Below are 15,707 nucleotides of genomic sequence, written 5' to 3'. Positions count from 1 at the left end.
ATGTTACGGAACACCAAACATCGAATTGCGATTGGAACCATTTTTATTGCAGTTGCCCTTATTACTTTTGGATTCCAGCCCAAACCCATTACTGGAAAAACAGAATCAAAATCCTCAGCAAAAAAACCTGGTCTTATCCCCGATCCCTTCGAACTCTACCAAACCATTCCAGCCTTCCACTCCGAAATGACAAGTTCCGACCTACCCGGAAGTTATGACCTCAGTGCAGAATTTCCGCTTCCAGGAGACCAAGGAATTTACAAAGATAATGTTGGTTATTCGGTTGGATATGGACTCATTTCTTATTTAGAAGCCAAAAAAAAAGGAATCCGTAATCTTTCTTCTATAGGTCCCTCTTCTGCTAATGGGCAAAAAATATTATACTCACCTAACTTTATTTACAATCAACTAAATAGTGGGAAAGACCAAGCTATCTCTCTTCTGGATGGCCTAGTCCTCGCAGAAAGTAGAGGTTCCGTTACTTTGGAAATTATGAACGAATCTTCTTCCAGTTTCCGAACTAAACCAAAAGCAAATATTGTCGAATTGGGTAGGAAAGCCAGACTGAGAAGGATTTATAGAATTGAACCTCATGATCTAACTACCGTCAAACTAGCATTAGCCGAAAAAAGACCAGTCCTCATCGGATATTTGGTTTATGAAAACTTTAGGGACCCAAAACCAGACTCCATCTTTGAAATAGGAACTGGGGAGGTTTTAGGGGCACAGTCTCTTGTGGTTTTAGGTTATAACGACAAAAAGAAAGCATTCAAAGTATGGAATTCTTGGGGAACCACTTGGGGTGACCATGGGTATTTATGGATTTCTTATGAAACCTTTCCCAAATACACTAAGTCTGCTTATGTTGCCGATTCGGAAATTGAAAACGAACTCCTAACACAGAATAAACTAAACGATGCATTAGAATCTTTAGAGTATGGGGAACATAATCTATTTCCTCCTAAAGAAGTTTTTGCCTCTCGAGGTGATTTTTCTGATCGAATTCGGATCAGTTGGTCTAGAGAAAAAAGGGCCATAGGTTATGAAGTTTACCGGAAACGCAAAATAGATTCAAAATACCAACTCGTGGGACTTTCCAAACAAGCGTTCTTTGAAGACTTTGGAATCCAAAAAAGTACTGCCTACAATTATCGTGTTGCAAGTCTGGATGAAAATTTTTTGTCCAAACCTTCTCTTGATTCAAACGATGGTTATGCGGTAGACCCTACTAAACCCGCAGGAATCTTACCTGTGACCAACCTCCAAGCGTCCGTGGTAGCTACCAATGATCGAATTCTATTAGAGTGGGACCCGCAACCTATCTCCACAACCTTCGCCGTTTACAAATGGAATCCAGTAGCACGGATCTATCGGTTCCTGGGCAAAACGGAAAAAACAACGTATATTGATCTAAAAGCCAGCCGCAACGGGGACAGCGAAATTTACCAAGTGATCCCAGAAAGAAACCAGTTGATTGGTGAATCTAGTAGTTATGTTTCGGCTCACTTGGATCCTTCCGAAGTTTTGAAACCCAGGCCAAAAAATTTAACCGCATCGAAAGGATTGTATGCAGATGCGACCATTCTGCAATGGGAAGGTTCTCCGAGTGCCGTAGCTTATCACATATTCCGCAAAACAAACGGACAATGGAAAAAAATCGCAAAGACTATGGAGCTCCAATTCAAAGATAATGACAACTATGAAAAGGAATCCTTCTATGCAGTGGCTTCGGAATTTGAAGGAGAATTGTTTAGCCTTCCTTCAGAGCCAGATATTGGATTTCCATCTCTTGTGGCGGGAAGATCCATGGGATTAAAACCTCCTGAGTTGACTGTCTCCGAGAACAGGAAAACCGGTGAATTTTTATTTAGCTGGAATGTGGTTCCCAAAGTAACATCGTATAAAGTCTATATGCGTAAAAAAAATGATCCTGATTGGAGTCTTGTAAAAGAAACATCCGAATCGAATTTCAAATTACAAAACTTAACAAAAAACCAATTCTATTTTTTTGCCATCCAATCCATATCCAAAGGAGTCGGGGAAAGTTTATTTTCAAAACCTGTCACGTCAGTGATTTCTGATACAGTCCTTGATGTAAAAAAAGTAAAAACTTTTGGTGAGTCCGCCATTCAAAAGTTTATTGGTCCATGGACTGCGATGTATTGGGACGGAAAAAATAAGGTAAAACCCGTTCGTTTGACCATTGAAGCAGAAGATGTGGAAGGAAACATCATTATGAAATGGAATGAAAATCAAATCTTCCGTGGCAAAAATATTGTTGATTCTGACTTACTCGAAGAAAAAGGGAAATGGAAAATTAAACTTTCACCTAACTATGAATCATTGTCAGGTGAGTTTGAAGACAAAGGACTCGTTCCCGAAAAAAGTCAACTTTCCTTTATCAGAGAATAAACATAAACGAAAGATTAAGGAAGCGGTTGGTTACGATTTAGCGTCTCTTCTGCTTTAAACTTCTCAAGGAATGCATCAGGAATTTTCCAAGGTCTGTTCTTCTCAAAATCAAAAAAGAGGGCCGAAAAAATAGCTTCGCAAACAAGGGCCCCATCCGAGATCCGAAACATATTCTGAATTACCTTCCCCTTAATTTTTGACATCTCACGAAATCCTGTTTCAATTCTCACTGCGTCTGGATGGTGGAGGGGTTTGTGGTAAGACAACTCTGCTTTTAGCATCACTGGACCCACTTTTTTTTCGCGCATTTCCTGAATGGAAAATCCTTCATTTTCAAGGGCTTGGATCCTTGCTTCATCAAAATAGGATTGGTAGACTCCATTGTTGACATGTCCGTTGGCATCCAGATGGCTCCAAAGGACGGCGATTTCGGTGGTGTGGGGCATGGGGGGCTCCTGGGGTGGTTAGGGATAGTTTCCGCAGACCGTTCTGTCTGTAAATGAAAAAACAGACAGAACGGTCTGCAAGGATTGACAAATCCCCCACCTCCCCCATACTCAAATCCCATGAAAGGCTCCCCCAGATACCGCATCCTTGAAATCGCCAAAAAAAGATTCTACCAACAAGGCTACTACCACACAGGAATCAACCAACTCATCCGAGAATCCGGAACGGCAAAAGCCTCCTTCTATGACCACTTCCCATCCAAACGAGATTTGGGGATCCGGGTCATTCAGGCTTATGGGACTGATGTCCTGATTTGGTTTCGCCAAATACTCAGGGAATCCAATACACCTGATGATTTTATCTCCGAAATGTCCAAAGCAGTTGGAATCCAAATCAATGAAGATGGCTCTTATTATCAGGGTTGTCCTATTGCTATCTTTTCATGCCAATTTCCTGTCGGCGAACAGCCGTTCAGTGACGAATTCAAATCTATTGTATTCCGATGGGAGTCTCTATTTGCAATGTATATTGGAAGATGGCAAGCAAACGGTCTATTGGAAGAATCCATTGGTCCAATGGAGCTCGCACGTGACCTAATCAATATCTATGAAGGGGCACTCATCAACTGGAGGATTTCGTTGAACGAAGTTTATTTGAAACGTATGTTCGCCCAAATGAGCCAAAGATTGAAGTTAGGAACTAAAAAATAGTTCCACTTTCACAATTTTTGCGGCAAGTTTTTTCTAATCCGATACAACTCCCAACGAGAGCCGCCATATCTGGAGCGCTATAGTCTGCACTACTCGTTGCTATTCTATAAAACGAATCGTTTCGTAAAAAACAAGCACCTTCAATCGTAGAACATTTGTTACGTTCATAGCAAGCCGAACGGAATGAAAGTGGTGAGCCACAATGCACAAAAAATATTAAAAAAAAGAAAGAGCAAATCTGTTTCATAAAGAGATGGTTTCGTTTTCAAATTCCTTTCTACCAAGCGAAGAGATTGTTTTTAATTCACCCGATAGATTTTGGATTTTTACTTTTCCTTTAATGGTGATGGGAACATCAAATAGGACTTCACCAGTAACTACTAACTCTTCACAATAAAGAAGAGATGGATACTGTTGAAATAGGCTGTCAAACTGATGTATTTTTTTATAATACTTTTCATCAAGTTGGACTAAAATCTCACCGAGTCCTGCAGATTTTCTTTCTTTTGTCATGGTGAGAGAAAAGTCAGAATTGAGTATATAGGCATCAGAGCGACGAATCAAATAATCTTCTGTTTTTTTAACAGGGGCAAATCGATCCCTGGGAATGATGATTCCTTTGAATTTAGAGAAATTTCCAACCGCACTTCCCATGGCAGTTTCTAGTTGAATTACTTGTTTACCATCCACTTGTTTGGGATTGACGATGAGAGATAAAGAAAAATTCCCTTGGTTGAATCTTTCTTTTAAAGCACGAAGATTGATCCAAAGGTTGTTTGTTGAGAATGTTCTGAATTTCCCAAGACCACTAAATTCATTTTCATGTTCTTTCGGAACTTGCGCTGTTTCCAACAACTCATATTTGATAAACTTACCACCCACCGTTTTTCTATAGATCGCTCCACCTTTTTTATCGGCCAGAGTTTTTGGAGTCATCTCCATTGCGAAATGAATGTCTTCTTTTAATAAGTAACTTACAATATGCGGATCAACGGTGGCACCTAAATTGTCTCCATTGGAAAGGAAGGCGATTTCAAAACCTTTGGAAAGTAATTCATCCAAAATCCCCTCTTGCACCATAGTAAAATAAATATCACCGTGACCCGGTGGGCACCAATTTTCTTTTTCATTTTTGTTTTGGATGGGGGCAAAAGTTTCTGCATCCAAACGTGGAACCTTGTTTTGTAAAAAACTAGTTCGCAACGTTTGTTTGAATCCATTTTTCTCTAATTCCATTTGTGATTCTTTTTGTGTATTATAAGAATCCATAAAAAGGAGAGGGACATCAATCCCATACTCGGAACGAATGAATTCAATTTGTTTCGCCATTACGGCAAGAAAAGACATGGAACTTTTGATAGGGATGAGAGACTTTGCTTTGTCGAGTCCCATACTCGTTCCAAGTCCCCCATTCAACTTGATTACCACCAATTTGGATAGTAGGCTTAGGTCTGTAGGGTAAGACGAATGAATGGATTCTAAAGAAATTTCATCGGTTTTGGGATTCAAATCTCCTACCTCTTCCCAGTTGACCATCCCTGTTTCGCCGTTTCGTACAGCATCTACCTTAGTAATAAAATCGGCAATGAATGCATCCGATAGGCCGGCGGCTTTCATGGTTTCTGTGATCAATTGATCCGATTTTTGTTTCTCCATATCATTTCCCTTCGTGTGGTTCCCCAAGTTCAATCCGGTGAGGTTCTTCCATTACACCCGGATTCCATAAAAAAAATACGAGGATACTGCGGCCGTCATCTTTGGGAACTGCAACGGTTTCTTTCCTTTCGTATTTTGGCATAAAAACTTCGAAATTGTACATCCAATACTTTCCCTTTTTACGGGTCACTTGCCGGATTCCTTGTTTCAAAGGATCCTTTTTTGTGAGTTTTCCATAAGGAAGGGGGTACTTTGTTTCCCAAATTTGGGGTAAAAGCTTCGCTGCTTCTTCATAATTTCCCGGATCGGACCAAAGGACCGCAGGAAAAAACCCTAAAAGGAATATAAGAAAGAAACTATGACGCATACGATTCTAAAAGGCAATCCTATGTAAGTACGGTTATCGGTCAATTCAGGAATTCTTCTGGCGCTGGAATTGATTTTCATAGACAAGAATTGAGTCTGACAGAATCATTTAATTCATGTTTCGATTCATAGAATATCTGGAACGTTTTTGGGCGTTATTGTCGTTTTATCTTCCCAGCCATTTGTTTGTGGAGAATAACAAGGATAAAAACATATTGATCGTTCCTGGGTTTCTCGCCGGACGTTCCTACTATTCTAGACTCAAATCCAACTTGGACAACTTGGGATTCAAAGTAGGAATCCTTTCTACTCTCCGTGACCCATTATCATTGGAAGAAGCCGTTCAGTATCTTGCCAGTCAGATTCTCACGGCACCTAACGAAGTGACTTTGATTGCTCATAACACCGGAGGGCTTCTCGTTTTAATTTTACCTGATGAAGCCAGACGAAAAGTCAAACGGCTCATCACTCTCGGTACTCCTTTCCATGGTTCAGACCGGTTTACCAATACAAGACAATCCTATTGGGGTTTTGAATCCGATTGGGTAAAAACAAATTATAAAAATGCGTTATCTTTTCCCCTCTTCCAACCTCTCTCTGCTATCGAAGACTTTTCTTTTCCGCCACAAGAAAGTACGGAGTTTGGCCAAGGTCGTGACTTATGGTTTGATATTCCTGGAAATTATAACTTAGTACGTAGGAATGAAAACATCCGTACACTCAGAGAATTTTTGGGTACTCCGAAAGATAGTATTGTTATCATTTCTCCGCCCAAAGCAAATCCTGAATTTGCAGTCCCTAAAAAGATTGAAGTGGATTTTTCGAAGTATGAACCATCGGTTTATAAAAAGAACCAAAATCAATTAGCAGTAAAGAAGAAGTCCGCTGTTAAAAAAGCCAAACCTTCAAAAAAATCAAAAGCTGCGGCAAAACCAGTAGCGAAGCCGAAAGCAAAGAAAAAGACTAAAAAACGTTAGGTTTTATATTCTAGAAATTTCGATATACAACTGTCCGCCAAACGACGGACAGTTGCAAGTTTTATCTATCCGATCGGTTAGACTTTCTTTAATTCTTTCACGCAAGTTAGACAGCTGTCTCGACATTCTTTACAAACAGTGTGGTGGTTGGCATGTTTATCACATTCCTTCGCACAAGCTTCACAAACTTCAATACATAAGTTTGCTAACTTCTTTGTGTAAGTAGAAGACTGGCTCGCTAGTTTTACAAAAGAATCACATAAACTAATAACTTCTCTTGTACTTGTGGCACAAGCAGCCAACGATTTCTCTCCTTTTCCAAGTTCTGTGAGGCAATGGCTGAGACAAACCTCAGCGGAAAGTTGGCAGTGCATAGCCGCCATCATTGCTTTGGAATACTTTGATTTTCCAGTTGTTTGCATGGACATCGTAGAATGGTCATGGTCTTCTGCGGAAACTGTAGATAAAATTCCCGAAACGGCAACTGCCATTCCTGCTTTTTGTAATAATTCTTTGCGATTCATATCGTATAACCTCTGTTAAAATAATATCCAATAAAGTGTACAATCCATTCACCTAAACTTAGGTGTGGCAGTTTCAAATTAGGAGTCGAACTGTCTGCGTGGGGAAGTAGGGAGTAGGATAACGAAGTTGGGATAACAATCCTAGTTTGGACTTACGATGGAGTAACTTAGGTTCGAGATCTGTAAACGCATCCCAAACAACAAGTTTGACCTGTTTCCAAATGGGGAAATCAGCAGCCGTGGAAGATTGGAGTTCCTCATGTGTGATGGGACATTCACAAGAATCCGCTGCATTTCCTTTAGATTCAGCCGATTGGTGGCAAGGCGGAATGGAAGCTCGTTCTACAAACTTTTCCGCCGAAGTACAAAACCCGAAAACCGAGGATTTACATCCCAGATAAGCAAGGAAAATTAGAATGAATCCAATTGCAAATTTTCGTTTCATGCTCTGCTCTTCATCCTTTAGACGAAACCAATCATATATCCCTAAAATAAATTCTTCAAGCCTTTTCCGGCAACAATAAAGGTTCCAATCGTAGATCCAAATTGGGGAAGGAAAAAAACGAGAAAGATATGGAGGACACGGTTCTTCCAAAAACCAACAAAGGTTTCTGAATCTTCGGCAATGTGTTCGAAGTCTTCTACAAGGGGTTTACGCAAATACGATTCGGAAAGCGCACTCACCCAACCCGCCTTAAAGATGGGAACAAAAGTTCCGATGGGAGCCGTAATAAAAGCAAGAAGGATAGAAATCGGATGAGCTAGTGCAATCAGAGCACCGAGGGCTGCAAGTCCACCTTTGATATAAATCAGTTTCGAAAACAGATCCATACCAGCTTCCCCACCTTGGCTCCAAGTAGTATACCCGATGAGTCCAGCAAAGAATACAGGATATAGAATGATACTAATATTATCCCACCACTTACGTTTGGGAACCTCATCTAACATGGACAAGTCGTTTGTTGTGTGAAGATTCCTTTCGATTCCGGCCAAATGCCCCGCACCCACAACAGCAAGAAGTTTTTTAACTGACTTACCTTCTGTTGTTTGGCGAATTTTTTCTGCCAAATACACATCTCTTTCATCAATGATGACATGTTTAACTGATTCATATTTTTTTGGGATCTGAGAGAATAGATCTTTGAGAATATCATCCGATTTCATCTCTTCAATTTTATCGTCTGATACATCTTCTCGAACCAAAAGGGAAGCAAGAAGAGCACTGAAAAGATACATTTTAGAGAAAACACCTACATTCCCCCAAGACCTTTTGAGTGTGGTTTGGATTTCTCGGTCTACTGCCACCACAGGTTTTTTTAAGGTTCGGCCCATAGTGATCGCTTTACGCATTTCATCACCCGGTTTGATGTCTTTATTGCCGATTTTTTTCTGAAAGGAAGAAAGGATGAGGCTGGATAAGAGTAACCACATCTTGCGTTCTTTAAATACTTTGAATATATCTAATTTTTTTAAATAGTCGGGATCTTCCACCGACTTCATTCGAGACTCACATAACTCGACACAAATGACATCGGGTTTTAATGTTCGGATCATTTTTTCGACTTCGTCTACACTTTGTTTGGAAACATGTGCTGTTCCTAGAATGTGGACTTCCGTTTTTCCGATGGTTTGGAAGAGATAAGGTTCTGTAGTTTTGAAACCTTTTTTGGTAGATTTTCTTGTGGGAGTTGATTTTTTGATTGAACGCATAAGGAAAGGTTACTATCTATAATACCTAAGTAACGGTTCCACTCTCTAGAAACAAGTAGAATGTCTATTAAATCCAAAATCATCAATGTGGGAATTGCCGATATCAAGCTCGGAAAAGATACGGATGTGCTCCGAACCACATTGGGTTCGTGCATAGGAATCGTTCTGTATGATCCAGAACAGAAAGTGGGGGCCATTTCCCATATCATGCTTGCCAAAGATCCGACAGGAAAGGATGCCACAAAGTTTCCTCACAAATACGGAGAAACTGCCCTGCCCATCCTCATCGAAATGATGAAACAGCAAGGGTCCACCATTGGCCATTACTCTTGTCGAATGTTCGGTGGAGCCTCCATGTTTAAGGGGATCAATTCCCAATTTTTACAAAACATTGGGGAACAGAATATCGCCATTGTCAAAAAATTTATGGAAGAGAATAAAATCCCTGTCATTGTGGAAGATGTAGCTGGGAACGAAGGAAGAACTATCAGTCTTTACTGTGACGACGGGCGTGTGCTGTTAAAAAAAGCTGGTATGGAAAAATACCTTTATAAGGTGCGTTAGGCGAATATGCTAAAATCGAAGGTTGATGAAATATTACAAGACGTAAATAAACTACCTGCCATTTCGTCGGTTGTTTCAAAGGTATTGGAAAAACTCCAAAAACCCGATGTAAATATTGCTGATCTTGCACAGGAAATTTCGAAAGACCCAGCGATCACTGCAAACGTAATTAAACTTTCCAATTCTGCTTATTACCGGGCCTCCAAACCCATCCGCACTGTCCAAGAGGCTCTTATGACTCTTGGAATCAAAACGGTAAAAGAAATTGTCCTACTTACTGCTGCCAAAGGAATCCTTTCGCAAGACCTAAATAGTTACCAATTGGAAGCAGCCCAACTTTGGACTTCTTCGCTACTGGTGGCAGAACTTTCGAGTAAAATTGTCCAACACAAAAAACTCAAAATAGATAAAGACCTAGCTTTCACTTCTGGCCTTCTCTGTAGTGTGGGTAAAATTGTACTCGCACAGTTTTTTAGCCCGGTGATGATGCAAATCAAAGCGGACCTAAAAGACAACCAAGAGCCCTTCCCTATGTTAGAAAAAAAGTATTTCGGATACACACATATGGAAGTGTCTGAGAATCTTTTGAAACGTTGGAACTTCCCACAGGAATTGACTGATGTTGTCGCCAACTACCTCACACCTGAAAATTCCAAAAACAACCCAGTTCTCACTTCTGTTGTACATATTGCGAGTATTCTCATAGTCGTTTCTGGAATTGGAATCGATATTGGTGGTGAGTCCGTTCCGATTTCTCCTTTTGCACTCAGCCAAACAGGCGTTACAGAAGCAGATATCGAAACCTATTTTGTTCACATTCCAGATTTACAAGCCGGCCTTGCTGATTTGTTAAACGTATAGTATTTTAGTATTAGCCTCAGGTTTTGAGTCAAATTTTATGAATATTATTTTTATTGGAGCAAGAGGTGCTGGAAAATCCAAAGTCTCTCGTTCCCTTTCCAAAAAAACCGAATTTCCAGTTGTTTCTACTGATTCCATTGCTGTTTATGAAGCCGGCGGAATTCCCATCCCAAAGTTCGTGGAAAAATCTGGTTGGAAGGCTTTCCGAGAATTAGAATATTCTATTTTGCAAAAATTGCAAAATGCGGATGGTATCATCTTGGATTGTGGTGGTGGCATCCTATTTGATTTAGACGAGGCCGGTAATGAAGTTCCAAGCAAAAGAAAATTGGACCTACTCCGTAGTATAGGAAGGATCGTTTATTTGGAACGTGGCCTTGAGGAGCTCATTGAAAAAGTAAAGGGAGACTCCACAAGACCCGACCTTTCTAAAGAAACTTCTTACCGAGCTATTTTAGAAAAAAGATTACCCGTCTACCAGGAAGCTGCTCATTTCAAACTAAATCTATCTAAACTTTCCAAAGAAGAAGCCGCCGAACACATCTTAGGTTGGTTAGGATTCAAATCCAAATAATAGAACCAAAACTAGAATCGTTCGTTTAAGTAAACCCTTCGATTTTCGACTTTTTCGAATCGGTTTTGGATCTGCTGTAACAACTTTTGAAAATCCATTTTTCCCCATCTCGAACCGCCTCAAAACTAACAAGAAAGCAACCAAACTTACCCGAAAAAGGTTGCTCGGATTTAAGCGATTTTCCTATGGAAGTTGCAGTTCGCTTGTTTCTTGTACTCCAAGATTTTTTAGATCGAATTCAATCTGGCCTGTCCTGAAGGCAAAATAGATAAATAATAAACATATCGTACTTTTTATGGGCATTTTCTGGTGTTTGGTTTTGCCTAAAAATAAATCATTTTGCTGAAAACAAAATAATTGGACAGTACATCCAAATGTAAAAACAAGGTACAGTAATTGCTTTAGAGTAGGGTACGTATGTCGAAATCTAACCAACCACCCATCCTTCCGCCACTCGGCCCACAGGCCCAAGGTATGTATGATCCTGCCATGGACAAAGATTCCTGTGGTGTTGGTTTTATCGCAAATTTTAAAGGCAAACGTTCCCGCGACATCGTCGACAAAGGGATCCGCCTGATGTGTAACCTCGAACACCGAGGGGCCGAAGGGGCCGATCCAAAAACCGGAGACGGTGCCGGGATCATGATCAACATTCCCGATGCATTTTTTAGAAAAAATCTTCCCTTCACTCTACCGAAAGAGGGCGATTATGCCGTGGGATTTCTTTTCCTACCGCAAAACACAGAAGTAAGAACCGCTGTCGAAAACGTGATCGAAAAAATCATCGTTGATGAAGGGGAAGAATTCCTTGGGTTCCGAGATGTCCCAATTAACAAAGAATATGCGGGGGTAGTGGCTTCTAAAACCATCCCGGTATTCAAACAAGTATTCATTGGTAAAAAATCCAAAAAACTCAAAACCTCTGACGACTTCGAAAGAAAACTATTTCTCATTCGTCGTCTCATCGACAGACGAATCCGTTCCGAAATGAAACTGGATCGTTCTCAGTACTACGTTCCTAGTTTTTCGTCACGTACGATTGTATACAAAGGGATGTTACTTGGGGACCAAGTTAAAAAATTCTATGAAGATTTAAAATCTCCAGATTTGACTTCTGCTTTTTGTTTAACACATACACGATTCTCGACTAACACCTTCCCTACTTGGGATTTGGCTCACCCTTACCGCCAAATCGCCCATAACGGAGAAATCAACACACTTCGTGGGAATATGAACTGGATGGCAGCTCGCCAGATGGTCATGCAATCTCCTCTCTACGGGGATGAACTTCGTCGTATGCTTCCGATTGTTATGGAAGGTCAATCAGATACCGCAACTTTTGATACAGTATTAGAACTACTTGTGATGGGTGGAAGGTCATTAGCGCACTCTATCATGATGATGATTCCAGAAGCTTGGTCTAAAAACAAAGCCATGGATGCCGACAGACGCGCGTTCTACGAATACCATGCCACATTTATGGAACCTTGGGATGGACCTGCTGCGATTGCCTTTACTGATGGCCGCATCATTGGTGCTACACTTGATAGAAATGGACTCCGCCCTGCTAGATTTATAGTCACAAAAGATGATGAAGTAATCATGTCTTCGGAAGCAGGAGTACTGAACCTCCCGCCAGAAGAAGTTTTAGTCCAAGACCGTCTTCGTCCAGGACGTATGCTCCTTATCGATATGGAAAAAGGCCAAATCCTTGACGATGAAGAAATCAAAAAACAAATTGCAACTCAAAAACCATACCGCAAATGGGTAGAAGACAATATGATTCGTTTGGGATCTTTGCCTGATCCTGAGAACGTAAAACAGCCGCAACACGAAACCATTTTGGAACGCCAAAGAGCATTTGGTTATACTCACGAAGATGTATTCACCATCATCAAACCAATGGGAGTTTCTGGAGAAGAACCCATTGGCTCTATGGGTGTGGATTCTTCTCTCGCTGTGCTCAGTGAAAAACCACAACCCCTATTCCGCTACTTCAAACAAAACTTTGCCCAAGTCACAAACCCTCCCATCGATCCAATCCGTGAAGAGTTGGTGATGGAACTGACCACTTACATTGGACCTGAAGGAAACCTACTCTCCGAAGAACCCGAACACGCACACCGTTTGGAGTTGGAACATCCCATTCTCACGAACGAAGATTTTGAAAAAATCAAACAAATCAGTGAAGGTCATTTTAAAGCCAAAACCTTTGCCATCCTTTTTGATCCATCCAAAAAACATGATATGAGAAACTCACTGGATCGTGTTTGTGCCGATGCTGCCAAAGCGGTTCGTGAACAAGGGGTGAACCTTATCATCTTAACCGATCATGGTGTGGGTGAGAAAAAAGCAGCCATCCCATCGCTATTAGCCGTTGCGGGACTTCACCACTATTTGATCCGTGAAGGTCTAAGGACAAAGGCAGGGATTGTATTAGAATCTGGGGAACCAAGAGAAGTGGCCCACTTTGCATTGTTATGTGGTTATGGTGCCAATGCCATCAATCCATATCTTGCCTTTGAAACCATTGCTGATTTATCACAACAAGGTTTACTTCCAGAAGTTCCCAATTACAAGGATGCGAAAAAGAAATACATCAAATCCATTGGGAAAGGACTTTTCAAAGTATTCTCCAAAATGGGGATCTCCACATTACAGTCGTACTGTGGTGCCCAAATTTTTGAAGCAGTAGGACTTGATTCAGAACTTGTCAACACTTACTTTGCAGGAACCCAATCAAGGATCGAAGGACTTTCTTTGGAGATGTTGGAAGAAGAAACCGTTCGCCGCCACAAAGCAGCTTATGATCCTACATTCTTCCCTAATAACTTGGAGCCAGGTGGAGTTCACTACTACCGTAAAAATGGGGATAGCCATCTTTATACTCCAATCACAGTTCATAAACTCCAGAAAGCAACCCAAGACAACGACTACAAAACTTTCAAAGAGTTTTCAAGCCTAATCGATAACCAAAACGAAAAGGCAATCACTCTGAGAAGTTTATTTCATCTCGACTTCGAAGGATCCAAAGGAATCCCAATTGAAGAAGTGGAATCTGTGAAATCCATTCTCAAACGTTTCCAAACGGGAGCGATGAGCCATGGATCCATTTCTTGGGAAGCCCATACGACACTCGCGATTGCCATGAACCGCATTGGAGCTAAATCCAACACGGGAGAGGGCGGCGAGGATCCAGTCAGGTTCAAAACTCTTCCCAATGGGGATAGCATGCGTTCGGCGATCAAACAAGTCGCTTCTGCTCGTTTTGGTGTGACTATGGAATACTTAACCAATGCCGATGATATCCAAATCAAAATGGCACAGGGCGCAAAACCAGGAGAAGGTGGACAACTTCCAGGACACAAGGTCGATAAATACATTGGATGGCTTCGTTATTCCACACCAGGTGTGACTCTCATCTCCCCTCCTCCTCACCATGACATTTATTCAATTGAAGATTTAAAACAGCTGATCTTTGATTTAAAAAACTCCAACCCAAGAGCACGAGTTTCTGTGAAACTCGTTTCTGAATCTGGAGTAGGAACAGTGGCTGCTGGTGTGGCCAAAGCCCACGCAGACCATATCCTTATCGCAGGACATGAAGGCGGAACCGGGGCAAGCCCCATCTCTTCCATCCACCATGCAGGAACTCCTTGGGAACTTGGACTTTCGGAAACCCACCAAACACTCGTTGCCAATGGACTTCGTGACCGTGTGTATCTGGCTGTGGATGGAAAACTCCTCACAGGAAAAGACGTAGTTGTAGGAGCTCTCCTCGGTGCGGAAGAGTTTGGATTCTCTACTTCCGCACTTGTCTCTGTAGGTTGTATCATGATGCGTAAATGCCACTTGAATACTTGTCCTGTAGGTGTTGCGACTCAAGACGAATTCTTAAGAAGTAAATTTACCGGCAAACCAGAACATGTTGTGAACTTTATGACCTTTGTGGCGGAAGAAGTTCGTGAGATTATGGCAAAACTTGGATTTAGAACTTTTGAAGAAATGATCGGTCAAGTAGAGAAAATCAAATTCAAACGACCTCACCACCATTGGAAAGCGCGGGGTCTTGACTTTAGTAAAGTGCTCCATAGACCAACTCCTGTGTTCCCTACAGGACTCTATCGTGCCAAAGAACAAAACCATCACTTGGATGAACAAATTGATAACGAACTCATTCGTAAGTCACTGGCTGCCATTGACCACAAACAACCGGTGAAAATCAAAACATCCATTGTGAACCTAAACCGTTCTGTGGGAACCATGCTAAGCCACGAAGTCACTAAAAAATATGGAGTGGATGGTTTGTCGGAAGACACAATCGATATCGAATTTACCGGAACCGCAGGACAGTCGTTTGGTGCATTTGTGACGAAAGGAATGACACTTCGCCTCATCGGGGAAGGAAATGACTATGTAGGGAAAGGCCTTTGTGGTGGAAAACTCATCTTCCAAACCCCAAAAAATGCTCCTTACAAAGCAGAAGAAAACATCGTCATCGGTAACACTTGTTTTATTGGTGCCACCAGTGGGAATGCCTATGTCAACGGGATTGCAGGAGAAAGATTCTGCGTTCGTAACTCTGGTGCTCATGTCATCGTCGAAGGAACGGGAGATCACGGTTGTGAATATATGACCGGTGGTCGGGTCGTTATCCTCGGAGATATTGGAAGAAACTTTGCTGCCGGTATGTCTGGTGGGATAGCTTACCTTTGGGATCCAAAGAAAAACAAAGAAGCTCTCATCAACAAAGAAATGGTCGACTTAGATCCGTTAGCGGATGCATCCGAAATTGCTGAAGTAAAAAAGATGGTCGAAGATCATAAAACTTATACTGGCTCCAAAAGAGCAGAAGAAGTTCTTAACAATTGGGATACAGTAGTCAAAGAAATGATCAAAGTGGCGT

Annotated in this window: 14 protein-coding genes; 7 read left to right on the top strand and 7 right to left on the bottom strand. The window is 41.4% G+C overall.

Going from position 1 to position 15,707, the window contains the following annotated elements; all coding sequences use genetic code 11:
* A complete protein-coding gene (locus LEP1GSC199_RS08460; RefSeq protein WP_002980656.1) occupies nucleotides 1–2,412 on the top strand; it encodes a fibronectin type III domain-containing protein in 2,412 nt (803 codons plus the stop codon).
* 14 nt (nucleotides 2,413–2,426) lie between these two features.
* On the opposite strand, the gene LEP1GSC199_RS08455 is transcribed toward LEP1GSC199_RS08460, so the two are convergent.
* Nucleotides 2,427–2,858, bottom strand: a complete 432-nt coding sequence (locus LEP1GSC199_RS08455) for an acyl-CoA thioesterase (protein ID WP_002980832.1) — start codon at nucleotides 2,856–2,858, stop codon at nucleotides 2,427–2,429.
* Nucleotides 2,859–2,978: 120 nt separating this feature from the next.
* Between LEP1GSC199_RS08455 and LEP1GSC199_RS08450 the strand changes: the two genes are divergently transcribed.
* Nucleotides 2,979–3,569 carry a TetR/AcrR family transcriptional regulator gene (locus LEP1GSC199_RS08450; protein WP_002980789.1) on the top strand — a complete coding sequence of 197 codons (591 nt, stop codon included), beginning with the start codon at nucleotides 2,979–2,981 and terminating at the stop codon, nucleotides 3,567–3,569.
* Here the strand turns inward: LEP1GSC199_RS08450 and LEP1GSC199_RS22290 are convergent.
* Genes LEP1GSC199_RS22290 through LEP1GSC199_RS08435 form a run of 3 tightly spaced genes read right to left on the bottom strand, consistent with a single transcriptional unit; the run spans nucleotide 3,559 to nucleotide 5,592 of the window.
* Complete coding sequence (locus tag LEP1GSC199_RS22290) at nucleotides 3,559–3,816, bottom strand: LA_0364 family Cys-rich lipoprotein (RefSeq protein ID WP_039926422.1); 258 nt, start codon at nucleotides 3,814–3,816, stop codon at nucleotides 3,559–3,561. The two genes, LEP1GSC199_RS08450 and LEP1GSC199_RS22290, sit on opposite strands and share 11 nt — an antisense overlap.
* Entirely contained in the window at nucleotides 3,813–5,225 is a 1,413-nt protein-coding gene (locus tag LEP1GSC199_RS08440) for a UTP--glucose-1-phosphate uridylyltransferase (RefSeq protein WP_002980842.1), read from the bottom strand. The genes LEP1GSC199_RS22290 and LEP1GSC199_RS08440 overlap by 4 nt, the downstream gene beginning before the upstream one ends.
* Before the next feature lies 1 nt (nucleotide 5,226).
* Complete coding sequence (locus LEP1GSC199_RS08435; protein ID WP_002980700.1) at nucleotides 5,227–5,592, bottom strand: hypothetical protein; 366 nt, start codon at nucleotides 5,590–5,592, stop codon at nucleotides 5,227–5,229.
* Between the two features lie 115 nt (nucleotides 5,593–5,707).
* Between LEP1GSC199_RS08435 and LEP1GSC199_RS08430 the strand changes: the two genes are divergently transcribed.
* Nucleotides 5,708–6,568 carry an esterase/lipase family protein gene (locus LEP1GSC199_RS08430; RefSeq protein WP_039926420.1) on the top strand — a complete coding sequence of 287 codons (861 nt, stop codon included), beginning with the start codon at nucleotides 5,708–5,710 and terminating at the stop codon, nucleotides 6,566–6,568.
* Nucleotides 6,569–6,645: 77 nt separating this feature from the next.
* Here the strand turns inward: LEP1GSC199_RS08430 and LEP1GSC199_RS08425 are convergent, their stop codons facing one another.
* The 3 genes from LEP1GSC199_RS08425 to LEP1GSC199_RS08415 all read right to left on the bottom strand — a co-directional run bounded on the left by LEP1GSC199_RS08425 (nucleotide 6,646) and on the right by LEP1GSC199_RS08415 (nucleotide 8,802).
* Nucleotides 6,646–7,092, bottom strand: coding sequence for a four-helix bundle copper-binding protein (locus LEP1GSC199_RS08425; protein ID WP_002980668.1), 447 nt, complete (start codon nucleotides 7,090–7,092; stop codon nucleotides 6,646–6,648).
* Between the two features lie 73 nt (nucleotides 7,093–7,165).
* Nucleotides 7,166–7,537 carry a hypothetical protein gene (locus LEP1GSC199_RS08420; RefSeq protein WP_002980684.1) on the bottom strand — a complete coding sequence of 124 codons (372 nt, stop codon included), beginning with the start codon at nucleotides 7,535–7,537 and terminating at the stop codon, nucleotides 7,166–7,168.
* A 41-nt stretch (nucleotides 7,538–7,578) separates the two neighbouring features.
* Nucleotides 7,579–8,802 (bottom strand): TraB/GumN family protein, encoded by a 1,224-nt coding sequence (locus LEP1GSC199_RS08415; protein ID WP_002980688.1) that lies wholly within the window; start codon nucleotides 8,800–8,802, stop codon nucleotides 7,579–7,581.
* Between the two features lie 60 nt (nucleotides 8,803–8,862).
* On the opposite strand from LEP1GSC199_RS08415, the gene LEP1GSC199_RS08410 reads away from it, so the two are divergent.
* The 4 genes from LEP1GSC199_RS08410 to gltB all read left to right on the top strand — a co-directional run.
* Complete coding sequence (locus LEP1GSC199_RS08410; protein ID WP_002980846.1) at nucleotides 8,863–9,366, top strand: chemotaxis protein CheD; 504 nt, start codon at nucleotides 8,863–8,865, stop codon at nucleotides 9,364–9,366.
* Nucleotides 9,367–9,372: 6 nt separating this feature from the next.
* On the top strand, nucleotides 9,373–10,227 hold the full coding sequence (locus LEP1GSC199_RS08405; protein ID WP_002980640.1) for an HDOD domain-containing protein: 855 nt from the start codon (nucleotides 9,373–9,375) through the stop codon (nucleotides 10,225–10,227).
* A gap of 37 nt (nucleotides 10,228–10,264) precedes the next feature.
* Nucleotides 10,265–10,801: a shikimate kinase gene (locus tag LEP1GSC199_RS08400; protein WP_002980749.1), complete on the top strand. Its 537-nt coding sequence runs from the start codon at nucleotides 10,265–10,267 to the stop codon at nucleotides 10,799–10,801.
* 417 nt (nucleotides 10,802–11,218) lie between these two features.
* A partial coding sequence (gltB, locus tag LEP1GSC199_RS08395; RefSeq protein ID WP_002980596.1) for a glutamate synthase large subunit occupies nucleotides 11,219–15,707 on the top strand: 4,489 nt, incomplete at its 3' end.

The sequence above is a fragment of the Leptospira vanthielii serovar Holland str. Waz Holland = ATCC 700522 genome (genome assembly GCF_000332455.1).
GTDB classification, from domain to species: domain Bacteria; phylum Spirochaetota; class Leptospiria; order Leptospirales; family Leptospiraceae; genus Leptospira_A; species Leptospira_A vanthielii.
This window is presented reverse-complemented; position numbering and strand designations above follow the sequence as displayed.